The organism is Hymenobacter psoromatis (assembly GCF_020012125.1).
Taxonomy (GTDB): domain Bacteria; phylum Bacteroidota; class Bacteroidia; order Cytophagales; family Hymenobacteraceae; genus Hymenobacter; species Hymenobacter psoromatis.
Window position 1 is genome coordinate 962,008 of record NZ_JAIFAG010000001.1, and the last position, 22,286, is coordinate 984,293.

Below are 22,286 nucleotides of genomic sequence, written 5' to 3' on the forward strand. Positions count from 1 at the left end.
TACGCAAAAGCCGGTTGGCATTGCGAACCCGCGAAGCAATTGCATCCAACCATCGTCGTTAGGAGCAGTGGGCGAATGTGCTTGTCGCGTTACGTTCGCAGTGAAAAAAACTTTTACGCAAGCTCTAAACGCTTAATTCTTAACCCTTAACTCCGAACTTTTTGCCCGGTATTAGGTGGAGTACGGTTAAAACCGTAATTTTGCGGGCTGAATGAGGCCCTTCATTCTTTTAAGCGCGATGCAACCAACTTCCCGCCTCGCCGCCTCCTGACGCTATAACAACCTCTCTTTTTCATGAAAAACCTCGTTCTACGAGCAAGCCGGCTGGTGCTGGCACTAACGCTACTAGGCAGCCTGGGCTTGGCCAGCTGCCACAAAGACGATACCACCACTACGCTGGGCAACTGGACGCAAGCCAGCACTTTCGCTGGCTCTCAGCGCAGCAACGCCGTCAGCTTTGTCATCAATAACGTGGCTTACGTGGGCACCGGTATTGATATGAATGCTAAGAAGTACAATGATTTCTACTCCCTGGACCCTGCTGCCGGTGGCTGGAACAAGGTGACTCCGATGCCCGCTGCCGCCGGCGTGCGCTACAATGCCGTGGCCTTCTCGGCCGCCGGCAAGGGGTATGTGGGTACGGGCTACGACGGCACGAACCCGCTGAGCGACTTCTGGCAATTCGACCCGGCCGTAAATACTATCACGCCCACCGTCACGGGCACGGCCCCGAACACGGTGACGACGAATGTGACCACGGTTGGTAGCTGGACGCGAGTAGCTGACTTCCCGACCCCGAACGGCTCGGGTCGCTACGGCGCGGTGGCCGCCAGCATCAACGATATGGGCTACGTGGGCACGGGCTACGACGGCAACAACGAGAACGATTTCTATAAGTACGACCCTACCCAAAATACCTGGACGGGGTTAACTGCTGGGTTCCCCGGTACAAAGCGCATTGGGGCCGTAGCCTTCGTTATTAACGGCCAGATGTACATGGGCACGGGCATTAACAATAACCTCTACAGCCCCGATTTCTGGTCGTACAACCCGGCCGGTAATGGCGGTGCTGGCAAGTGGTCTCAGCTGAATAACCTGCAAAACATTAGTAACTCGACCACTTCGTATGATTACAGCGCCGTGGCCCGCGCCTACGCTTCCTCGTTCGTAATTGGAAACTTGGGCTACGTGACGTTGGGTAGCAATAGCGCCGTGCGCACCGATTGCTACGCCTACGACCCTACTATGGATATCTGGACGGTAACCAACCCCTTCACCTTCACGGGTGGTGGCGGCGTCGGGCGCAACTCGGCCGTGTCGTTTGGCATTGGTAATTATGGCTACGTGGGTACGGGTGGTAGCGGTAGCTCTCGCTTCGATGATTTCTGGAAATTTGACCCCAGTGCAGCACAGCAGTAAGGTGCCGGCCGGTTCCGGCCGGCCGCGCCCCTGGCTTCGCCTGCCCTACGCGCTACTACTGGTGCTGGGGCTGCTGGCCGTGGGCTGTAAAAAGGATGTGTCCAGCATTGGCGTGGGCCTGCCTGACGCCCAGACTAACACAGGGGCGTACCTAATTGATACGTTGACGATTCGCGCTTCCACCGTGCTGCGCGACTCGGTGGTAACGTCGGGCTCGGACTACCTGCTGGTAGGCCGCTACTCCGACCCCCTACTGGGCACGCTCACAGCTAAGAGCTTTTTCCGGCTGGGCCTGATGGGTGCCTTTCAGCCCGACCCGACCTTCGTGTACGACTCGCTCACGCTGACGCTTAAGCCGGATACTTACCGCTACGGCGATACGACCAAGACGCAGACGCTGTTTGAGGTGCACCGGCTTATTGACCAGCTTTCGGACATCAAGCCGCTGTTTGCCGCGCCCCGGTTCACACCCGTCAACTACGACTCTACCACGCTGCTCAATAAAGGGGCAGCCCCCGTGCGCCGCGCCCGGCCAAACGCGGATATCATACGCCTGCCCTTGAATGATGATTTTGGCCGCGACCTGTTGGCCAAAGCGCAGGCTGGCCAGTTGGCTACCCAGGATGCCTTCGTGGCCTACCTGCCGGGCCTGGTGCTAACGACCGCTGCCGCCGACAACGCGGCCATTGTGCGCATGAGCGCTTCGGCCGCTGGGTCGGCGATGATTCTGTACTACCATGACCCCACCAACCCGACCGCCGTGCTTAGCACCTCGTTTACCCCGGCGGCTCGGCACTTCTATCAGATAAAAGCTAACCGGAGTACTGCCGGTACGCCCAACCTACCCAAGTTATCGCTGCAAGGCATTAGCTCGACGCTTACTGGTGAGCAAACGTTCGTGGAAGGCGCGCTGGGGCTGCAAACCCGCCTGGAGTTTCCATATCTGACTGATGTGCAGCAGTTTGGTCAGAATATTACGGTTACCAGCGCGACGGCCCTCACCGCCCTCGTTCCCCCAGGTAGCATCACTCCCTTCGCCCCGCTGCCGCCTAACCTGACAATTTATTTCACCGACGCCAGTAATCATCCTATAAATATTTACCTGAATTCAGGAATCGATGCCACTGGGAAGCAAGTGGTTGGCGTACCCTCCTTAACGGGTATTTCGGCCCAGACCAACATCGAGCAAAGCGTTTATTCCTGGCCGATGGCTGCCTATTGCCAGGCCGTTATCAACCGCAACATCCCGAACAATGGGTTATTGCTGTCGTCGGTCACATCAACGTTACCCAACCGGGTAGTGCTCGGTGGCCCGCGCAATACCCAGAATAAGCTAAAGCTGCGGCTGTACTTTATCACAGCTAATTAACGGCTTCCGGTTTTAAAATTCCTGATTTCTGGTTTTAAGTTTTCGAAAGCCCGGCCCTTCTGCTAAAGAAGCGCCGGGCTTTTTGTTGCGCTATAAAATCAGCAATCGGAGGAAATAAGAACGGGAGAAACTAGGAGCTCGCTAAAGTAGTTAAAGGCGCGTGTCCAACCTGTTGCCCTCTACCACCGCCCGCCCCGACCTGCTGCGCGTTTCCTACGACGATTACCGCGCTTTACCCGCCATCGCCAATTCCGACCTCTCGCGCCTGCGCGATGCCCTCGAAGGCCGTCCGCCGCGCCTCGATTCGGGCTCGGGCGCGCTGAGTTTCGGTACGGCCTTTCACACCGCCCTGTTGGAGCCGGCCGACTACCAGCCCGGCCAGCCCGGCCTCAACGACACGCTCATCTGGTGGCTGGTGGAGGGGGTAAAGCTGAACCAGGAGTTAAGCCGCCTGCTCGACCAGGGCCACCCCGAGCGCAGTGCTATCTTCACCGAGCCCACTACCGGTACGCTCTGTAAGCTGCGTGCCGACCTCGTGCTCGACCAGTCCGACCAGCCCTACACCGTCGTGGACTTCAAGACGACAATGGCCCGCGACGCCGACCACTTCCGGCTGCAATGCAGCTACTATGACTACGACCGCCAGGCCGCCTTCTACCTCGATGCCCTGCGCGCCGAGCGCTTCCTGCTGGTAGGCGTGCAGAAGGTAGAGCCCTTTGGTGTATTCCCACTCGAAGTGCCCGCCGATATGCTGGCCGAAGGTCGCCGCAAGTACATGCACCTGTTAAAATTGTTGCGCGCTCCCGCCACGGCCCCCGCCTACCGAGCCGAGGCCGTGCGGGCCGCTGCCACCGCGCTGGGCCACGGCGCGTAGCCGTAGCTTAGGCCCGATAATAAATAAGCTAAACAATTAGCTGGGCTGGAAGTAGTTGGGGCAACCTACTGGTTGTGCTGCCCGTCGCCGCGGGCCAGGCGACTCTTTCATCTTTTTATTTCCCACATGAATACCGTTAAAAAAGCCCTTTTGGTGCGCCTTGAAGTGAAGCCCGGTCACGAACAAACCGTAGCTGATTTTCTGGCTGGGGCCCTACCTATCGTGCAGGCCGAACCGGCTACCACTACCTGGTATGCCCTGCGGCTGGGCCCTTCTACCTTCGGTATCTTCGATACGTTTCCTGATGAGGAAGGCCGCAAGGCCCACTTGGCGGGCCAGGTAGCCGCTGCCTTGGGCACCCACGCCGACCTGTGGGCCAGCCCCCCCGCTATCGAGATGGTAGATGTACTAGCTAATAAATAGCCGCTTACGCCACCAGCGCTAAGCCAAGCCTGTCAGCCGCCCCAGTGCCCTAGCGCGTTGGGGCGGCTATTTTTCTAATCAAAAGCCCGCCAGTTCGTTAACAGTTAGCTCACGTAGGAGCTGCCGCAGGCTGGCTGGCTCTTGCAGCTGCCGCGCCAGATACTCCAGGTAGTCCGTTTCGGCCCGCAGGTCGCGCTTAATCTGGCGTAAGCGGGTGCGCTGCTGCTTTTCGGTGCCGCTCCAGGGCGCATCTTCCACGGGGCGCTGGGCGGCGGCCAGCTCCTGAGTCAGCTGCGCCTGTTGTTGCGCCAGCGCGGCAGTATAGCGCCGCAGCAATGCATCGGCTTCGGGGCTAGAGGAGGGGGTAGGGGCCTCACTGGTAGCTAGCAGCGCCAGCAAAGCGGCCAAATCACCAGCCGCATAAGCCGCCGTAATGCGCTGCATCAGCGCCGTTTGAGCCTGCTGGGTAGCCGCATCGGCCTGAGCCGCGCGGTCGGGGTGGTGCAGGCGGGCCAATTGCCGGTAAGCGGTTTTGGTATTTTGCAGCAGCGACTGGCCCTCGGTTTCGGCGGCCTGCGCCTGGGTAGCGCGCTGCTGTTGCTTCCGCTGCTGCCTGCGGGCACGCGCTACCTCGGCCGCTCGCTCATGCGGCAACTCGTGCGCAGTGGGCGGTTCGGCCGGAGGCAGGGGGGTAGGGGCCACCTCGTCGTCGGGCATGGGCGGGGTAGGCGCGTAGCGTGCCAGTATTTCACCCTCATCTTCCCCAAAGCGTCTTTCCAGACTGTGGGCGTTATGCACTAGCAACTCTGTCACCTGCACCATCTCGGCGCGGCTGAGATGACCATCAGTCAAGGCCGTTTCGAGGGGCGCATACAGCGCCCGGCGTGCCGCTACGGCGGCAGCGGCCACCGGACCCACCTGCCGCCAGTACGTTTGGCGCATAGCCGCCTGCGCCGCCCGCAATGTGCTCAGCTGCGCCCGCAACGCCTCAATAGCCGCCATCGCCGCTCGAAATGCCTGCTGGGCCGGCGAGCCCACGGCCGCCGTCGCCACCCGGTCGGGCAGCCATTGGCGCTGGAGAAAAGTGGAATCAGTCACGTCGCACAAAAATACGGCTTGGCCCGGCCGGCGCCAGTTTTATCCTTCGCGAAGCAGGGCGCAATAAGGAAGTGCTCTTCTTTCTTTGCATCTTAATTCACGTTGCTGCCGAATTAATTAATGCGACTTAATTATCTCAATTATCGTCTCCTGAAAAATAATTAAAAAATTAATTAACGAATAGTTGCACAAGTGGAATAATTACCCCATCTTTGTCATACTAAAAACCCAAACACCATGTACCACCACCTGATAAGCTTGCGCAATTCGGATAAAAAGCAGCCAGAAATGCTGCTCCGGCTCGGTACGTTTGCCTGATTTTAGCTTTCGCTAAAATTATCGCCGCCCGAGCCCTTGCAGCTCGGGTTTTTTGTTGTTAGCCGGTTATCAGCCGCTTAGCCCATTCTCCCGATGCTCATTTCCTGCCCCAGCTCCCTGCCTGCCTATTCCCAGTCGCAGTTCGGCCTAGCCGGGCGAGATGGGTATCCCCGTGGTTTTTCTTCGTGGCTTCGACACCGGTAAGTAATCGGTAAGACCCCAGCGATAGTAAAAACCCGGCCTCGAAACCCGGGTTTTTTTGTGTCTGTTTCACAACTAAGAATTAGTTTTTATTTGCTTAGGAAAGGTATGCCCAATGCAGATTGCTAATTAATAAAATCGTAAGTAATTCAACCTATTCCCCACCCGCTACCTATTCCTGTCATGCGTTTCAATCTTAATTTCCGCAGCAACACCGCGCTGGTTCGCAACCACGAAAACGCCCCCGCCTACCCCCTCACTCCGGCCCAGGAGCTGTACGCCGCCGTGGCCACGGCCGCCCTAAGCGACCAGTTCTACGAGTCGGCCGACACCCGCCTGGTCCGCCTGCGCGAATTGGTGGCCCGTAGCGACCCGCAGTTTGTGGCCCGGCTGGCGGTGTATGCCCGCGAGCAGCTTTACCTGCGCTCGGTGCCGCTGGTGCTGGCCGTGGAGTTGGCCCGCCTGCATCGGGGCACCAACCTAGTGAGCCGCCTGGTGGCGCGGGTGGTGCAGCGCGCCGACGAAATCCCCGAACTACTGGCCTTTTATGCCCAGGCCAACGGCCGCACCGGCCCAAAAGTCCTGGGCCGGCTCTCCAAGCAGGTGCAACACGGCTTAGCGCTGGCTTTCAATAAGTTTGATGCCTACCAGCTGGCCAAGTACGACCGCGACGGGGCAGCCGTGCGCCTCCGCGATGCCTTGTTTTTAGTGCACCCCAAGCCCCGCGACGAGGCGCAGCAAGCGGTGTTCGACCAGCTCGTGGCCGGCACGCTACCGGTGCCCTACACCTGGGAAACCGAGTTGTCGGCCGCCGGGCAAGTCGCCTACCCCTCGCCCGCTGAGCGGCAGGCGGCCCTCACTAGCACCTGGGAAACGCTGGTGGCCAGCCGCCGCCTGGGCTACATGGCCCTGCTGCGCAACCTGCGCAACTTGCTGGAAGCCAACGTAAAAGCCGATACGCTGGCCCTGGCCTGCGCTACCCTCGCCGATGCCGGCCAGGTGGCCCGCGCCCGGCAGCTGCCCTTCCGCTTCCTGGCCGCTTACCGCGAGGTACTGGCCCTGGAAGTGGGCGCGGCGCCCCCGGTGCTAGCCGCGCTTGAGGCCGCTATCGGGGGTAGTGCCCGCAACCTGCGCGGTTTCGGGGCCGACACCCGCGTGGTGGTGGCCTGCGACGTGTCGGGCTCGATGCAGCAGCCTATTTCGCCGCGCAGCAAGGTGCTGCTCTACGACGTGGGCCTAGTGCTGGGTATGTTGCTGCAAAGCCGTTGCCAGCACGTAGTTACCGGCATCTTCGGCAACACCTGGAAGCGGGTGGCGCTGCCCCAGGGCCAGGTGCTGCGCAACGTGCAGGAACTGTACCGCCGCGAGGGCGAGGTCGGCTACGCTACCAACGGCCACCTCGTGGTGCAGGACCTGCGCCAACGCCGCGAGGTAGTGGATAAAGTCATGATTTTCACCGACTGCCAGCTCTGGGATAGCGCCGGCAAGGGCAACACGCTGGCCCAGGAATGGGCCGCCTACCGCGCCAACGTGGCTCCCCAGGCCCGCCTCTACCTCTTCGACCTGGCTGGCCACGGCACCGCCCCGCTCGAGGTGCGCGCCGAGCACGGCGTGGCCCTCATCGCCGGCTGGTCCGATAAAATCTTCGACGTGCTCGCCGCCCTCGAAACGGGGGGTAGCGCGCTCACCGAAATCGAGAAAATTGACCTCTAAAAACCAAGCGGCCCGGCCGGGCAATAAAGCGAAAACCCCGGCCGGTCGCGTCAGTCAATAAGTAGGTTACGAATAAGTTAATTTTATTCGGATATACCAAAACTGGCAAACTAATTGTTTTACCCTTTACACGAATCTGCTCTATGATTCCCGACTTAGGCACACGGCTGACCCCTTAATGGCAGCCGCTGGCCGGAACGGCTACCCGCCGGGGCCCTGTTTGCTCCGGCGGCCCGTTCCAAACCAGTCCCCCAACTCCCTCTCTTTCAGGTGCCGTAGGCTCGGCGTTACTTCGTGGTTGTCGGCGCAAGCCGTAGGGTTCGAATCCCACTGCGGCTATTTCGGTAGCGGCAGATACGCCGGCCGCTTGTTGCCCTGAATTTGGAGTTGCTAATTTTTTTCTGATTCGACCGGGTGCCGTTGCGCAGCCATCCTTCGCTCCCCCTTGGGCTGGTCGCGGGTTCGACTCCCGAAGTAGCACGGCGCGCCATGCTGCGTTTGCGCAGGGGTAGGGCCAGCCCGTGGCTGCCCGTTATTGCCCCGGTTTTTCAGAAATTATTTTTCCGTTTTTCGAGTAATTAACCGTTGCTCGTTTCAATTTAGTTGGGTGCCGTAGCCCGGCCATACTTCGACTCTTAATCGCCAGGTCGCGGGTTCGAATCCCGCTGGCCGCTGCTTCGGTAGCGGCTGTAGCTCAGCCAGGTAGAGCAGGATATAGCGGCCGGACGCTTGTTGCCCCGAATAGATTTAGCTTATTAATACCGGTGCCGTAGGTGCGCCTTACTTCGTTCAATACGGTGCGGTCGCGGGTTCGATTCCCGTTCGTGGGTTCGGCCCATGGTAGCTCAGTTGGTTAGAGCACATTTAGTGGCGCGCCGCCCGTTGCCCGGTATAGTTTTTCTCGTTTTTCACGCTCAAATCCGTCATTTTTTATGTCCAGAAATACTCTCATTTCCGACCCATTCGCATGGCATATTCACCCACCTAACCTGGCGGCCGGAATTTCGGGCCGCGCCCCTGGCACATGGCCAACCGCAACAAACCTTTATCGCCTCAAGCGCGCACGGCGCTGCTGGCTGCCACTGCCTTAGCGCAGCATTTACCCTGGCAAAAATGGCCGCCGGCCCGCCAGCTTTCCTTTATTTTTTCAGCTAATGCCGCGCAGGTTATCGGGGTCCAGGCCGAGCCGCATTCGGCCCTGGCGCAGCTGCACCGCCACTGCGTAGCCACCCGACCCGCCGACGAGCAGTGGCGCATTCGGCACTTTCTCAGCCAGCTAGTCAAGTGCCGTACCGGCTTGCTGGACCGCCCCGAGTTGGCCCCGGCCCTGGCTCAGCTAGGCCTGCACTTTGCGTGCCGGGTGCGCGAGCTGGCCGGCTGGCAGCCGCGCTCCAAAAACGCTTTTTACCAGCTCGATAGCCTGGTGCGCCACCTTTTTGACCAGTTTGGCGATGTGCCGGGCTGGATGCTCAATGGGTGGGGTAGGGCGCCGGCACAGCACGCGGGCGTCGACCTCACGCTACTGTTCTTGCACCTGGGCCGGGGCCAGTCGCTGCGCAGCTTCGAGGGTTTGCCCGCGCCGCTCACCAAGCATCTGGAGCACGGCCTGCGCCAGGCGCCGGATGGCTGCACGTTCCAGGAAGCCTACCGCTATGCGCAGCTGGCGGCCCGCGACGCCACCGAGTGGCTGGGCGTAGTGCTCGACTCGCGGCTGGGGCGCGAGCCCATTGGCCCCGACGATGCGCTGTGGCTGGCGGTGCTCGACCTGTTTCGGGCCGAGCCCGACGTCGATGCCTGGCAATTTGGCCCGGTCTGCGACTGGATTCACTTCCGCCGCCGTGTGGGCAATCTGGTCGAGCCCGCGCAGCCTGGCTTTTCGCTGCGGGGCCGCAGCTTGGCTTCGCTGCTGGCGCACACGGCGCGCTGGTTCCGCACGCTGGGGCCGGCCCGGCGCCACCCGCGCTTTCAGGAGCTGCTGGCGGCCGTGTGGCCGGGGCTGGCGGTGCCCGATTTTGCGGGCGGCGACGGCGACTGGGTACACATCCGGCAGCTGCGCAGCTACCCCGAGCTGCTCGACGAAGGCCGCCACATGCACCACTGCGTGGCGTCCTACGTGCACCAGTGCCAGCGCGGGCGGCGGGGCATCTACTCGCTCACCTTCAACGGCAGCCGCATGCTGACCCTCGAAATCACGCCCGATTACCAGCTGGTGCAGGCGCGGGGCAAGTACAACCGCCGCCCTACCCCCCTCGAACGCCAATGGCTCATTCACTGGCTCCAAAAAGAACGCCTCACGGCCGACGATTACGTGTGGGAGGGCATTCTCAACTGATAACTACTTGGCTGCAAGGCTTTGGTGCCGCCTGCCATTCCAGCCTTTAACTCTCAAAACAATGGCTTCTATTTTACGGGGCAATGACTTGCGGCAGCTCGGATTTCCCGAGGGCCGCGCAATCGGGCTGGCGCTGGCGCAGTTGCAGCGCAAAGAATTCAAGCGCCTGACCCAGGCCGACCAGCTGGAATTGCTGCGAGCAATTCTGGCGACGCCCACCGATTTTCTGACCGACCTGGCCTGGAGCCATACTGCCGCCGCACTGCTACCCCCCGTGGCGCGGCACATCGAGCTGGTGGCGCGCAAGCCCTACGTCACCTTCGGCGCCGAGCACATCGAGGCCGGCGCGGTGCACCAGATGGAAACGGCCATGAAGCTGCCCGTGACCGTGGCCGGTGCCCTCATGCCTGACGCCCACCACGGCTACGGCCTGCCCATCGGTGGCGTGCTGGCCACCGACAATGCCGTGATTCCCTACGCCGTGGGCGTGGATATTGGTTGCCGCATGGCCCTCTCCGTGTACGACCTGCCGGCCAAGTACCTCACGCAGCGCGTGCAGGAAGTGCGCCACCTGCTGCTCGAAAACACCCGTTTCGGCAGCGGCCGTAGCTGGGAGCGGGGCCAGCGCCTCGACCACGCGGTGCTGCACAGCGATACGTTTCAGGCCATTCCGTTCCTGAAAAACAAGCTCGACCGCGCCGCCGAGCAAGTGGGCACGTCGGGCTCGGGCAACCACTTCGTGGAGTTCGGGATTGTCGAAATCACTGACCCGGCCAACGACATGGGCCTACCCCCCGGCCAGTACGTGGGCGTACTCTCGCACTCGGGCTCGCGGGGGCTGGGCGCGGGCATTGCCGAGCACTACACCAAGCTCGCCAAAGACGTGTGCCAGCTGCCCGGCGAGGCCCAGCACCTCGCCTGGCTGGGCCTCGACACCGAGGCCGGCCAGGAGTACTGGGCCGCCATGAACCTGGCCGGCGATTTCGCCTCGGCCTGCCACGACCAGATTCACCGCCGCCTGGCGCGGGCGCTGGGCGAAAAGCCCCTGGCGAAAGTGGAAAACCACCACAACTTCGCCTGGAAGGAGCGCCTGGCCGATGGCCGCGAGGTCATCACGCACCGCAAGGGCGCTACCCCGGCCGGCGCGGGCGTGCTTGGTATCATCCCCGGCTCCATGACGGCCCCCGGCTTTATTGTGCGGGGTAGGGGCGCGGCGGCGTCGCTGTCGTCGGCCTCGCACGGGGCCGGCCGGCTGCTGTCGCGCACCCGCGCCAAGGCCGAAATCGGCGAAGCCGACCTGCGCCGGCAGCTCGCCGACCACGGCGTGGAGCTGCTCGGCGGCGGCCTCGACGAAGCCCCGCAGGCCTACAAAGACATTCACACCGTGATGGCCAGCCAGCGCGAATTGGTGGATGTGCTGGGTTCCTTCACGCCCAAAATTGTGCGGATGGACGGCGCTTGAAAAAAAGTTCCCAACGGGTAAATCCGGCTGGTTACGCAGCTTCGTAGAGTACAATAGGCTCGCCAGAGCCGTGTTTTCATAGCTCAGGAAAGCCCGTTGCCTTTGGCTGCGGGTTTTTTATTGCCTCTGCCTGCGCCGTGCGCACCGATAAATTCCTGCGCATCTTGCACCATCCTCAGCGCTCCTAGCGAGCTAAAAGTACCTAACACCGGCGTTAGGCCGTCGGCACCGGGGGTAGCACTCGCACAACATCACCCACGCGCAGGTGGCCGCCCTGGACAATGTGCGCCGTGAGGCCGCCGTGACCGCGCATGGCATTGTAGCCGCCGGGCCCCAGCTCTTCCTCCATGCGCGAGCATGGGTGGCACTCACCGGTAATATCCAAAATAATATTTTCACCGATTTGAATTTGTCGGCCCTTAAGTGCCAGTAGGTTGAGGCCGCTCACTACCAGATTGCGGCGCAGGCGGCCGGGTGCTACCGGCCCAGCCAGCCCCAAAAAGCCGGCCACCGCCGCCAGGTACTCCTGCTGAATTAGCGTAATTTGGCGCTTGCCACCGGCCTTGGGGCTGGCGTGGTCGCCGGCCAGGTGCCGGTCGGTGATAACCTCCGCCTCCAGCACGGCCTCCAACGCAGTGCGGCGGGCCGGGCGCAGGCCTATCCACTCCAGCCGGCCCACCTGGGGTAGGGTAACCAGCAGCCGTGCTACCGTCGATTTATCATCCCCAAAAAAAGGAAAAGGCATAATGTGCAGGGTGAGCTTTAGCTTGCCGTAAGTGGGCAAGAGAAAAGGAGCTACTTGTAAGATGGCAAGTTTCAGCTTGCTGCATATCTTTTGGTAAGGTGAAATTTGCCTTACAATTCATCGGGCGTACCGAAACCCGCGCGGATTTCGGGATGGCTAATCTGGCCGCCTAGGTTGCCGGCACGCGCTAGCAGGCCGAAGCTCAGGGCCGCACCGAGCAGCGTGGCCCAGGCCAACTGCCGCGCCCGCGGCGCGCCCTGCTGCAACATCGCCAGGCTCAGCAAGGCCAGCGTGCCGGTGGCCACCAATACCCAGTAGCCTAGCCGCGCCGCGTGGGCGTGGTTTTGGATGAGCGCCTGGCTCACACGAGGCATATCCTTAATAACTAGGGCCGCGCCCGCGCCGGTGAGCTGGGCCGGCAGCCCTACCCCTACGGCCAGCACCAGCGCCCAAAGGCCAGCGCGCAGCACGGCCACCTGCCGCTGCCCTAGGCCGGCGGCCAGCAGCAGCCCGCCCGCCAGGGCTCCGAAAATGGGCGCATGGTTGAAAAGTAGGTGCCAGTGCGCTTGATTCATGCTGAGTGGTAAGTGTTGGTTACTGATTATTAACCGATACGGAAGCGCTGCTAAACAAGCAACAGCTAATAAGCGGCAACCAGCAAGCAATAAGCCAACACCCTTAATCGGCGCGGTGGGCGGCCAGCTTGTCGTGGTGGTTGTCTTCGGCTTCTTCGACCGAGTGAGTTTCGCCGAGGTCATTGTCGGCCCTGGCCTTATCGGCTAGCAAACAATAAAACTGGTGAATAAGTCGAATTTCTTCTTCCGAAAAATCCTGCGCGTTGATGAGGCGGTTGCTAGCCCCTTTGGTGGCAGCTATTAACTCATTCAGCTTCAGGTGCACCACCAGCGAATCTTTATTTTGGGCGCGCTGGATGAGGAAAACCATCAGAAAAGTAATGATGGTAGTGCTGGTGTTAATAACCAGCTGCCAGGTTTCGGAGTACTTAAACAGCGGCCCGGTGGCGGCCCACAGCAGCACTAGCGCCACGGCCCCGACGAAAACGCTGGTTGTGCCCGAGTACTTGGTAGTCTTTTCAGCAAACTGACCAAAAACAGACGTTTTTTTACCAGCGGCAGGGTGAGGAATCATAATAAAAAAGCTAAGTCAAAAAGTCAGCAGCCAGCAAGACGCTAAAACTCTGCCAAGTACCGGCTGGGCGCATGAGCCTTGCCTGAATCAGTAGCTTGGTCGCTAAAAAACCGCCGCTTGCAAGTAAAGCCTACTCGGTAGTACATTTGCACCCGCTTCGCCGCCTCAGCAAAGCCGGCTCCGCGCCGAACACAAGTTACCGATTGCCAATTGCGCACGTGGTGAAACTGGTAGACACGCCACCTTGAGGGGGTGGTGCCTTCGGGTGTGGGAGTTCGAATCTCCCCGCGCGCACTTCAACCAAAAAGCCCGCTGAGAAGCGGGCTTTTTTCGTAATGGGCTACTTCTCAAACGGATTGCCGGGTACTACCAGCACTACACGCTCGCGCTCTACTACTACCTGGCCGGGTAGCGCGCCCTTGGGCTTGCGCACAAATTTTTTGGGCGTGACCGTGACCGGGCACAGCGAATCGTGCTGGCGGCGCGAGTACCAGCCGGCCAGCTGCGCGGCGTGCTCTACTACCGGCTCGGGCACCGGTTGTCCCGCGCGGTGCCGAATCACGACGTGCGAGCCTGTTACGTCCTTGGCGTGCAGCCAGAGGTCGTCCTTATGGGCGTATTTCTGGGTTAATAAGTCATTGTTTTGCGCGTTGCGCCCCACCAAAATGGTAAAGCCGTGGTCCTCAAATACCTTGAATGGCAGCTCGGTAGCGGCTTTGAGGGGGGTAGGGCTAGGGTCGAGGGCGTGCTGCTTGCGCCAGGCGCGCAGGGCCCGTAGCTCGGTTAGCTCGGGGCGGGCGTCCAGCTCTTCCAGCAGTTCTAGGGCGGCCAGTGACTCGGTCTCGCGGGCATCGATGCGGGTGCGGAGCTGCTGCTCTTCCAATTGCTGGTTTTTGGCTTTGCGGTAGAGGTTTTCGGCGGTGCGCTGGGGCTTTTCGAGCGGCTTGAGCTTGAGAATGACGGGCTGGCTAGTATAAAAATCCACGACTTCTACCTGCGTCGCGCCGGGGGCGATGGCGTGCAGGTTAGCCATCAGCAGGTCGGCGCGGTGGCGGTAGCCAGCCTCGTGGGCCAGCGCGTGCAGGCGCTGGCCAGCTAGGTGGGCGCTAGTGCCAGCCTCATCGGCGCGGCGCGTGAGCAGCTGCCGCAGCTGGCGGCGCTCGGTTTCGAGGGCGCGGCGGGCCAGCGCCAGCGGCACGAAGCGCCGGAGCGCACCGATAGGGTCGGAGCCGGGCAGCGTTTCGAGCACCTCGCCCAGCGGCACCAGGCTCAGGCGCGTGCGACCATCGAGGTAAATGAGGTAGTAATGAGCCGGGTCTTCTAGCTCCATAAGCAGCTCAGCAACTAGCTGTTGCTTGCGGCCGGCCGGAACCTGGTCGTAGGCGCGCTGCTCGCGCAGGAAGCGGGCCGGCAGGTCGGCCAGCGCCGGGGGCAGCTTACTGCCTTCCGGGCTGGGCAGGGGGGTAGGGACCGGGGCCAACTCGGCATCGGCGGCGTAGCGCTGGTGAAACAGTTGGGCCAGCGCGCCTGGTGTAGGCCGAAAAATAGCATTCGGGCGCGGCCCATATAGCTTGAATACCAGCGTGGCGGCATCTTCCACAAACGTGAATTGCAGCACTCTATCCTGCGGCCACACCTCCACGCGCGCTACCGTGCGGCCCAGCAACTCGGGCAATAAGTCCACCGAGTTCTGCCGGGCGCGGTGGAAACTTTCGGGTAGCGCCAGCGCCGGGAAAGCCGCCCCTAATTGCGCTTTCAACCAAAACTCAGTGCCCGTTTCGTCCAATAGGCTCACCACTAGCTCGTCTTTTTCCTGCGAAAAGCAGCTGGCCACGCGGTAGCCCCGCAGCCGCTCGGTGAGGGCCGGGGCCAGTTGGCGCAGGAAGTAGTAGTTGGTGTGCATGGCGGGGGCAGGCAGTGAGTCGCTAACTCCTTGCTTAGCAGTTGATAACTAACCCATCGTAGGCTAGCCGCACCCAGGGGGGTAGGGTAGCCTCCACTTCGCGGTGGCGGCCCAGCTGGTGGCTGATGTGGGTGAGGTAGGCCCGGCGCGGCTTTAGCTCTTCCAGAACAGCCACGGCCTCGCTCAGACTGAAATGCGAAATGTGCGGCTCGTGACGCAGCGCATTGAGGATGATGGTATCGGCCCCGCGTAACTGGTCCATTGTGCTGGCGGGCAACTGGTTGGCATCGGTGAGGTAGGCCAGGTCGCCCACCCGGAAGCCCAGCACGGGCAGCTTGTAGTGCAGGGCGCGCAGCGGCTGCACGGCCAGCCCCAGCACGTCGAAGGGCTGCTGGTCGTCGGCAATGGGGTGCAGGCTCACCTGCGGCACGCCGGGGTACTTATGCTCAGCAAACACGTAGGCAAACTCGCGCTGGAGCTGCGCCAGCACCCGCGGCTCAGCGTAGACGGGCATCTCCTGCTGTTGCCGGAAGTTGAAGGCCCGCACGTCGTCGAGCCCCGCCGTGTGGTCCTTGTGCTCGTGGGTGAACAAGATGCCATCGAGCCGGCTGATGTGAGCCCGTAGCATCTGCTGCCGGAAATCGGGGCCGGTATCAATTACCAGGCTGCGACCCTCTACGGCCAGGTGCACCGCCACGCGCAGCCGCTTGTCGCGGTAGTCGAGCGAGCGGCACACCGGGCAGGCGCACCCAATCATGGGCACCCCCGACGAAGTGCCAGTCCCTAAAAACGTCAGCGTCATATTTTTAGCTGTTTGCCATTAGCTATCAGCTTTTTTATCTGAACGAAAGCTAACGGCTAACAGCTAGCAGCTAACGGCTAAAAAAGCTACCCGACGTACTGGCGCACTACCCGCACCAGGGCATCAAAATCTAGAGGCTTGGGTAGATAGTCGGTAATGCCGGCCTCGCGGAACTGCTCCAGCGAGTAGTTGTTGGCGTTGCCGGTGATGGCTACTACAGGCAGCTCGCTGATGCGCGGGTCGGCGTGGCTGCGAATATCTTTGGTGCACTCCAAGCCGTTTTTGATGGGAATATTGATGTCCATCAGCACGCCGTCCACGGGGTTAGTTTCGAGCTGGCTTTCGAGCTGGCGCAGCACTTCGCCGCCATTTTTAGCTAGCACAATCCGGTATTTCTGCTGCTCCAGTATTTTGCGCGTCAAACTCAGAATAACTGAGCTGTCTTCGGCAATGAGAATTGTTTTGGGTTGAGAGTCGGGAGCCATAAGCAAAAGGAGGGGTAGGAGCTGGAAAAAAATATAGTGGAACGAAGTAATAAAGCAGGGAATGGGGGTAAAGGTCCGTCACAATCCTACTTACTTGGCTGCGTCGCGGCCAGCAAAGTAGGATATTGACTCACGAATTGTGCGAATAACTGCCCCAGCTCCGCTAATCCATCACCTAGAGTATCCGTTTCCCGGTTCTTAATTGCCTGCTCCATTGCCAGGGCCTTGCCCGACAACTGCGTGAGGCCCAGGGTGCCGGCCGTGCCCTTGAGTTGGTGCAGCATGGGGTGCAGGCCCTCAATATCGCGGGCTTCCCAGTGAGTATTGGCCTGGTCGAGCAGGGCCGTGGTTTCTTCCACGAACTCATCGTACAGCTCGGCCGCGAAACCGTCGCCGCCCAGCTGGTGCAGCTGCGCCAGCACCTCAGGGTCGATAAGCGCCGGCCCGGCGGGAGCCGCGGGCTCCTCGGCGGGGGCGATGGGGGTAGCAATCCAACGCATCAGCGTTTCGGCCAGCTGCTGGTGCTTCACGGGCTTGGCTAGGTAGTCGTCGAGACCGGCTTTCACAAAACGGGCGGCATCGTCGGGCATCGAGTAGGCCGTCATGGCCACGATGGGCGGGCTGGCTGCCCCCAGCTGGGCCTTGATGGCGCGGGTCGCGGCGATGCCATCGAGCCCCGGCATCTGGATGTCCATCAGAATGAGCTGGTAGTTGGCACCAGGGGCGGTGGCGCGGGCAATGGCCTCGTAGCCATCGCTGGCTACTTCTACGTGGCAGTTGAGCTTAGCCAGCAGGCGGGCCGCTACCTTTTGGTTAATGGCATTATCATCGACCAAAAGGATGCGGGGCGACTCGCTGCTGAGTGGTGCCGCGATGGGGGGGGTAGGGGCGGCCGGCAGGGCCGCCTGCGCGGGAATAGGGGCCGTAGTCAGCACCTTGCAGCGAATGGTGAACCAGAAAACGCTGCCCTCGCCCGTGTTGGACAGCACCCCGATGGTGCCGCCCAGTAGCTCGGCCAGCTCCTTGCTGATGGCCAGGCCCAGGCCCGTGCCGCCGTAGGCTTTGCTGGGGGTCGTGTCGAGCTGAGTGAAGCTGGTGAAGAGCCGGGCCGCGTCGTTAGGCGAAATGCCGATGCCCGAGTCCTGCACCGCAAAGCGCAGCGTGCAGTACTCGCCTTCGGTGCGCACCAGCGAGCCTACCACGCTCACCGTGCCGTGGGGGGTGAATTTGAGTGCGTTGGCTACCAGATTGGCCAAAATCTGGAGCAGGCGGGTTTCGTCGGTAACGATGAAGGCCGGAGTATCGGGGGCCAGGTGGCAGGTAAAGCGGATGTTCTTCTGGTTGGCCCGGTACGAAAACAGCGCGCTTAGGCGTTCCAGCATGGGCTCCAGGGCCAGCGGAGCCTCGTGCAGCCGCATCTTGCCCGCCTGAATCTTAGACAGGTCCAGAATGTCGTTGAGAATCGTCAGCAGGGCCTCGGCGCTGGTGCGCAGCGTGTCCACGTAGTCGGTCTGCTCGCCGTTGAGGCCGGTCTGGCCCAGCAGGTCAATCATGCCGATGATGCCGTTCATGGGCGTGCGCAGCTCGTGGCTCATATTGGCCAAAAACTGCGTTTTAGCTTCTGAGGCGGCTTCGGCTTCTTCCTTGGCCAGGCGCAAGTCGTCCTGAATACGGCGAATCTCGGTAATGTCGCGCACGATGCCCTCGGTTCCGAACGAGGTGTGACGGGCATTCACGAGCATACTCACCGGGTAGCCGTCGTGGTGGCGCAGCTGGGTTTCGAAGTTGCGCAGTTCGCCGTTTTTACGCAGCTCGCGCAGCAGGTCGCCGTGCATCTCGGGTTGCCAGTAGATGTCTTCGAGCCGGTAGCTCAGGGCTTCTATCGGGTTGTAGCCCAGTACTTCGCGCACCGAAGGGCTCAGGATGGTAAAATTACCTTCGCGGTCGGTGCGGTAATAAATATCCTGAAACGACTCGAAGATGGAGCGAAATTTCTCTTCCTGCGCCGCCAGCGCCAGCTGCGATGTTTTGGTGGACGTAATATCCTGGGCCTGAGCCGTGATTTCCTCAAACGAGCCGTCGGGCAGGTAAATGGGAGCCAGCGTAATGCTGAGCCAGATATCGGGCCCCTGGTGCTTGCGCAGGTGCGCCTCAAACTGCTGCTCCTCGCCCCGGCCGGCCGCCAGGTAGCTGCGCCGAAACAGCTCGCGGGTGTCTTCATCAGTGAGCGCGATATCCGTCTCTATCAGGTTGAGGCCCTGGGCGGGGGGTACGCCGTTGCGATAGTGGTAAAAATCGGCGTAGTTGCGGTTGAACGACACGAGGTGGCCGCGCCGGTCTACGTTCCACATCAGCTGGGTGCCGCTCTCAAAAATGGCGTTGAGCCGAGCGTTTTGCAGGGCCAAGTGCTCTTCCTGACGCTTGCGGTCGATGGCCAGCGCTACCTGCCCCGAAATGAAGTGCAGAATATCGAGGTCGGCGGGCGTGTAGAGGTCGGCCCGGTCGTACTCCTGCACTGCCAGCACCCCGATGGTGCGGTCGCCCACGCTCAGCGGCGAAGCCAGCAGAACGGCCGGCAGCCGCCCAAAGGCCGTCATCTCGCCGGTGCGCACGAGGCGCAACAGGTCATCCTTGGTGAAAAATAGCGGCTGGCCCTGCTGAATTACGTATTCCGTCACGCCCATCGAGAACGGCCGGCCGTCGCCCTGCTCAAAATAGGCGTGCTGGTCTACGTAGTATACGAATTGTAGCTCCGTGCGCGCATCGTCGCAGAGGCCGATGAAGATATTATTGGTTTCAATCACTTTGCCCAGCTCCCGGTGAATGGCGCCGTAGAGGGCGGGCAGGTCGTGGGCCGAAATGGCCAGGTTGGCAATGCTATAGTACACCTTTTGCAGGCGCTCGGCCTTGATGCGGTCCGTAATGTCGTGCAGCACGGCGCGGGCGCTGGGCAGCCGGCCCGGCTGCTGCTCGCTGCTCACCGAGCCGATGAGGTGCACCGGCCGGCCGGCCTTAGTCAGCAGTACGGTTTCGAGTTTGTTCAGGGCCTGGCCTTCGTAGAGGCGGCGCAGCTGGTAGAGAAGCTTAGCCCGGTAGTAGGGGTGCACCACGTCGGTGAAGGGCCGGCCCAGCAGCTCGCTCTCGGTATAGCCCAGCTTTTCCTGCCCGGCCCGGTTCACAAACAGCAGCACGTTGGTGGCGCTCAGGTGCAGGATAAGGTCGTGCGAGCTATCGAAAAACTCGCGTAGGTACGTGGACTCAGGCAGGTTTGAGGTACCGTTGAGGCGAAGGTTGGCATCTTTGGCCACGGGATGGCCGGCGGCCCACAGCCCAGTGTTTTCGCCCTGCTCGTCACTGAGTAGGTTGGGCTGCCAGCTCAGGCTGAAGCCCTTGCCGGCTTTGGTTTGCATGGATAGCTCAAAATGCGGCGGGCACGGCTCCTGGCCGGCCAGCACGCGCTGAAACTGTTCGTGAGAGTCGGCACGTTGGGCTCTCGGCACCAGGCGCCCACAAAAGGACATCCCAATCAGTTCGGCAGAGGTATAGCCGCTGATGGTTAATAAGGTATCGTTCGCTTCCACCACCAAGCCATCGCGGTCAAGCACCACGTAGGCTAGTTGTAGCTGGTCGAGCATGAGGGCGGTGGCCGGTAACAGTGGTCCCGGAGAATGAGCTTGCATAGAGGACTAAAAGCGCGCGCGGGGCCAAGGTACAGATTGGCGCGGTAGCGGGAGTAGTTTTGGGTTGAATTTACGAAGGCTGCGCCAGTTTGTATTGCTTGTGTCCAAATTAGTTGCCTTACCGGGCCCGCGCCTCGTGCTGGCCGTCACCACTGACCTGAGCTACGACCAGCGGATGCAGCGTATTGCCGGCAGCCTGGCGCGGGCCGGCTACCAGGTGCTGCTGGTGGGCTGGCAGCGCCCGGCCTCGGTGCCGCTGGCCCCGCGCCCCTACGCCCAGCACCGGCTGCGGGGCTGGTTTCAAAGCGGCAAGTTATTCTACTTGGAGTATAATCTGCGGCTGTTCTTCTTTTTGCTGGGCCAGCGCGCCGCCGCCTGGGGCTGCGCCGACCTCGATGCCGCCCTACCCACCTGGCTGCGGGCCCGCCTGGGTGGCCAGCCTTTCGTGTACGACGCCCACGAATTATTCCCCGAAGTGCCCGAAGTAGTGGCTCGTCCTCGAGTGCAGCGAGCCTGGCGGTGGGTCGAAAATTTCATTGTGCCCCGCGCCCGGCTACGCTACACGGTGGGCCCCGCCCTGGCCCAGCTCTTCGAGCAGCGTCATCCCAGCTGCCCGTTTGCTGTAGTTCGGAATGTTCCTTCTTCGCAAGTTTCAGGCGCGCTTACCAGCCAAAGCCCGATACCTAACAATCAGAAAACCAACCAACAACCAATTTTATTATACCAGGGTGCGCTCAACATGGGCCGGGGGCTGGCCGAGCTGCTGGCCGCGATGCCCTCAGTGCCGGCCCGGCTGATTATGTGTGGGGAGGGTGACTGCTCGGTAGCGTTGCGGGCGCAGGCGGCGCAGCTGGGGCTGCTGGCATCGGGTCAGGTCGAGTTTCGGGGCTACGTGCTGCCCGAGGCCCTGCGCGTGCTCACGGCCCAGGCCACGGTGGGCATCATGCTGCTCGAAAACACCGGCCTGAGCTACTATTACTCGCTGGCTAATAAGTTCTTCGACTACGTGCAGGCCGGTATTCCGCAGCTCTGCATCGACTTTCCCGAGTACCGCGCCCTCAACGCTCAGCACGAGGTTGCCGAGCTGGTGCCCGACCTGCACCCCGCCACCCTGGCCGCCGCCCTGGCCCGGCTGCTGCCCGGCGGCCAGCCCGGCCCGCACTACCAGCGCCTGGCCGCCAACTGCCGCCGCGCCCGCGCCGAGTGGAGCTGGGAACAGGAAGAAAAAACCCTGCTGCGGCTCTACGCAGAATTGTTGCGCGTAGGATAAGCTTCAGCTTGGCGTTTTAAAATTTGTGAACTGCTGGCAGCAAGCTACAGCTTACCCTACCCTATTCCCGGCAAGCTAAAGCTTACCGCACTCTTTATGCTCTCACCCAAAATCCTAGCTCAGTTACTCCCTACCCCCCCTGACCTACGCCCGGTGCTGCTGGCCGTGGCCGGACCTACGGCCGTGGGTAAAACGGCCCTCACCGTGGCGCTCGCCCAGCAGCTCGGCACGGAGATTATCTCGGCCGACTCGCGCCAGTTTTTCCGCGAGCTGAGTATTGGCACGGCCAAGCCCACGCCGGCCGAAATGCAGGGGGTAGGGCACCATTTTATTGACTCGCACAGCATTACGGAAGAATACAGCGCCGGCCGTTTCGCGGCCGAGGCGACGGCGTTATTAACGCAATTATTTGAAAAGCAACGAGTTGTTATTGCCACTGGCGGCTCGGGGCTATACCTGCAAGCCCTCACCGATGGCCTCGACGAGCTGCCCGCCGTGCCGCCCGCCGTGCGCCAGCAGCTGCTGCGCGAGCTGGCCGAAACCGGCCTATCCCCCCTCGTAGCCGAGCTAGCCACCGCCGACCCCGTGGCCCACGCCCGCCTCGACCTGCAAAACCACCAGCGCGTGGTGCGGGCCCTCGAAATAACACGCGGCACGGGGCGGCCGTTTTCTAGCTTCCACCAGGGGCCGGCGGCGGTGGCGGCCACGGCGGCGGCCCGCCCCTGGCGGGTCGTGAAAGTGGCCCTCACCCGCCCCCGCGAAGAACTATACCAGCGCATCGACCAACGCGTGCTGGCTATGCTGGAGGCTGGCCTGCTGGCCGAGGCCGAACCACTGCTACCCTACCGCCATCACCAGGCCCTGCAAACGGTGGGCTACCAGGAAATCTTCGGCTACCTCGATGGCCACTACGACTACCCCGAGGCTGTGCGCCTGCTGCAACGCAACACCCGCCACTACGCCAAGCGCCAGCTCACCTGGCTCCGCCGCGACCCGGACTATGTTTGGGTTGAGCTGGGTAATGGGTGAGGACAATCAACTAA

17 protein-coding genes and 1 tRNA gene are annotated in these 22,286 nt (G+C 61.6%); 10 read left to right on the forward strand and 8 right to left on the reverse strand.

The features are described from left to right. The first annotated feature begins 294 nt into the window (after positions 1 to 294). From LC531_RS04055 to LC531_RS04070, 4 genes are all read left to right on the forward strand, one after another. Complete coding sequence (locus LC531_RS04055) at positions 295 to 1,419, forward strand: Kelch repeat-containing protein (protein WP_223649046.1); 1,125 nt, start codon at positions 295 to 297, stop codon at positions 1,417 to 1,419. Then, positions 1,403 to 2,788, forward strand: coding sequence for a DUF4270 family protein (locus LC531_RS04060; RefSeq protein WP_223653845.1), 1,386 nt, complete (start codon positions 1,403 to 1,405; stop codon positions 2,786 to 2,788). The genes LC531_RS04055 and LC531_RS04060 overlap by 17 nt, the downstream gene beginning before the upstream one ends. A gap of 160 nt (positions 2,789 to 2,948) precedes the next feature. Then, entirely contained in the window at positions 2,949 to 3,662 is a 714-nt protein-coding gene (locus tag LC531_RS04065; RefSeq protein WP_223649047.1) for a PD-(D/E)XK nuclease-like domain-containing protein, read from the forward strand. A gap of 126 nt (positions 3,663 to 3,788) precedes the next feature. Then, positions 3,789 to 4,085 carry a putative quinol monooxygenase gene (locus LC531_RS04070; protein ID WP_223649048.1) on the forward strand — a complete coding sequence of 99 codons (297 nt, stop codon included), beginning with the start codon at positions 3,789 to 3,791 and terminating at the stop codon, positions 4,083 to 4,085. 78 nt (positions 4,086 to 4,163) lie between these two features. On the opposite strand, the gene LC531_RS04075 is transcribed toward LC531_RS04070, so the two are convergent. Next, positions 4,164 to 5,183 carry a hypothetical protein gene (locus tag LC531_RS04075; protein WP_223649049.1) on the reverse strand — a complete coding sequence of 340 codons (1,020 nt, stop codon included), beginning with the start codon at positions 5,181 to 5,183 and terminating at the stop codon, positions 4,164 to 4,166. Between the two features lie 702 nt (positions 5,184 to 5,885). Between LC531_RS04075 and LC531_RS04080 the strand changes: the two genes are divergently transcribed. The 3 genes from LC531_RS04080 (at position 5,886) to LC531_RS04090 (ending at position 11,209) form a co-directional block, all read left to right on the forward strand. Further along, positions 5,886 to 7,415 carry a TROVE domain-containing protein gene (locus LC531_RS04080; RefSeq protein WP_223649050.1) on the forward strand — a complete coding sequence of 510 codons (1,530 nt, stop codon included), beginning with the start codon at positions 5,886 to 5,888 and terminating at the stop codon, positions 7,413 to 7,415. Positions 7,416 to 8,439: 1,024 nt separating this feature from the next. Then, a complete protein-coding gene (locus tag LC531_RS04085; RefSeq protein WP_223649051.1) occupies positions 8,440 to 9,747 on the forward strand; it encodes a PcfJ domain-containing protein in 1,308 nt (435 codons plus the stop codon). Positions 9,748 to 9,808: 61 nt separating this feature from the next. Beyond that, positions 9,809 to 11,209: an RtcB family protein gene (locus LC531_RS04090; RefSeq protein WP_269808154.1), complete on the forward strand. Its 1,401-nt coding sequence runs from the start codon at positions 9,809 to 9,811 to the stop codon at positions 11,207 to 11,209. Positions 11,210 to 11,423: 214 nt separating this feature from the next. Here LC531_RS04090 and LC531_RS04095 read toward each other — a convergent pair whose 3' ends face one another. From LC531_RS04095 to LC531_RS04105, 3 genes are all read right to left on the reverse strand, one after another. Further along, on the reverse strand, positions 11,424 to 11,954 hold the full coding sequence (locus tag LC531_RS04095) for an MOSC domain-containing protein (RefSeq protein WP_223649052.1): 531 nt from the start codon (positions 11,952 to 11,954) through the stop codon (positions 11,424 to 11,426). A 110-nt stretch (positions 11,955 to 12,064) separates the two neighbouring features. Continuing rightward, entirely contained in the window at positions 12,065 to 12,529 is a 465-nt protein-coding gene (locus LC531_RS04100) for a hypothetical protein (protein WP_223649053.1), read from the reverse strand. 103 nt (positions 12,530 to 12,632) lie between these two features. After that, on the reverse strand, positions 12,633 to 13,103 hold the full coding sequence (locus LC531_RS04105; protein WP_223649054.1) for a low affinity iron permease family protein: 471 nt from the start codon (positions 13,101 to 13,103) through the stop codon (positions 12,633 to 12,635). A gap of 212 nt (positions 13,104 to 13,315) precedes the next feature. Between LC531_RS04105 and LC531_RS04110 the strand changes: the two genes are divergently transcribed. Beyond that, a tRNA-Leu gene (locus LC531_RS04110) sits at positions 13,316 to 13,397 on the forward strand. A gap of 46 nt (positions 13,398 to 13,443) precedes the next feature. Here LC531_RS04110 and LC531_RS04115 read toward each other — a convergent pair. The 4 genes from LC531_RS04115 to LC531_RS04130 form a co-directional block, all read right to left on the reverse strand. After that, on the reverse strand, positions 13,444 to 15,006 hold the full coding sequence (locus tag LC531_RS04115; protein WP_223649055.1) for an NFACT RNA binding domain-containing protein: 1,563 nt from the start codon (positions 15,004 to 15,006) through the stop codon (positions 13,444 to 13,446). Positions 15,007 to 15,040: 34 nt separating this feature from the next. Then, the gene (locus tag LC531_RS04120; protein ID WP_223649056.1) at positions 15,041 to 15,808 is read right to left on the reverse strand and encodes an MBL fold metallo-hydrolase; all 768 of its coding nucleotides are present in this window, start codon (positions 15,806 to 15,808) and stop codon (positions 15,041 to 15,043) included. Between the two features lie 86 nt (positions 15,809 to 15,894). After that, a complete protein-coding gene (locus tag LC531_RS04125; RefSeq protein ID WP_223649057.1) occupies positions 15,895 to 16,293 on the reverse strand; it encodes a response regulator in 399 nt (132 codons plus the stop codon). Between the two features lie 86 nt (positions 16,294 to 16,379). Then, complete coding sequence (locus LC531_RS04130) at positions 16,380 to 19,973, reverse strand: PAS domain S-box protein (RefSeq protein WP_223649058.1); 3,594 nt, start codon at positions 19,971 to 19,973, stop codon at positions 16,380 to 16,382. 100 nt (positions 19,974 to 20,073) lie between these two features. On the opposite strand from LC531_RS04130, the gene LC531_RS04135 reads away from it, so the two are divergent. Continuing rightward, positions 20,074 to 21,243: a glycosyltransferase gene (locus tag LC531_RS04135; protein ID WP_223649059.1), complete on the forward strand. Its 1,170-nt coding sequence runs from the start codon at positions 20,074 to 20,076 to the stop codon at positions 21,241 to 21,243. A 96-nt stretch (positions 21,244 to 21,339) separates the two neighbouring features. Then, positions 21,340 to 22,272, forward strand: coding sequence for a tRNA (adenosine(37)-N6)-dimethylallyltransferase MiaA (gene miaA, locus LC531_RS04140; protein ID WP_223649060.1), 933 nt, complete (start codon positions 21,340 to 21,342; stop codon positions 22,270 to 22,272). Positions 22,273 to 22,286 lie beyond the last annotated feature (14 nt).

Excerpts from the sequence above, each read along its gene's own strand:
- LC531_RS04085 (WP_223649051.1), top strand. The coding sequence starts at position 8,440 with ATGGCCAACCGCAACAAACCTTTATCGCCTCAAGCGCGCACGGCGCTG.
- miaA (WP_223649060.1), top strand. The coding sequence starts at position 21,340 with ATGCTCTCACCCAAAATCCTAGCTCAGTTACTCCCTACCCCCCCTGAC.
- LC531_RS04130 (WP_223649058.1), bottom strand. The coding sequence starts at position 19,973 with ATGCAAGCTCATTCTCCGGGACCACTGTTACCGGCCACCGCCCTCATG.
- LC531_RS04120 (WP_223649056.1), bottom strand. The coding sequence starts at position 15,808 with ATGACGCTGACGTTTTTAGGGACTGGCACTTCGTCGGGGGTGCCCATG.
- LC531_RS04090 (WP_269808154.1), top strand. The coding sequence starts at position 9,809 with ATGGCTTCTATTTTACGGGGCAATGACTTGCGGCAGCTCGGATTTCCC.
- LC531_RS04095 (WP_223649052.1), bottom strand. The coding sequence starts at position 11,954 with ATGCCTTTTCCTTTTTTTGGGGATGATAAATCGACGGTAGCACGGCTG.
- LC531_RS04100 (WP_223649053.1), bottom strand. The coding sequence starts at position 12,529 with ATGAATCAAGCGCACTGGCACCTACTTTTCAACCATGCGCCCATTTTC.
- LC531_RS04080 (WP_223649050.1), top strand. The coding sequence starts at position 5,886 with ATGCGTTTCAATCTTAATTTCCGCAGCAACACCGCGCTGGTTCGCAAC.
- LC531_RS04125 (WP_223649057.1), bottom strand. The coding sequence starts at position 16,293 with ATGGCTCCCGACTCTCAACCCAAAACAATTCTCATTGCCGAAGACAGC.
- LC531_RS04115 (WP_223649055.1), bottom strand. The coding sequence starts at position 15,006 with ATGCACACCAACTACTACTTCCTGCGCCAACTGGCCCCGGCCCTCACC.
- LC531_RS04055 (WP_223649046.1), top strand. The coding sequence starts at position 295 with ATGAAAAACCTCGTTCTACGAGCAAGCCGGCTGGTGCTGGCACTAACG.
- LC531_RS04105 (WP_223649054.1), bottom strand. The coding sequence starts at position 13,103 with ATGATTCCTCACCCTGCCGCTGGTAAAAAAACGTCTGTTTTTGGTCAG.
- LC531_RS04070 (WP_223649048.1), top strand. The coding sequence starts at position 3,789 with ATGAATACCGTTAAAAAAGCCCTTTTGGTGCGCCTTGAAGTGAAGCCC.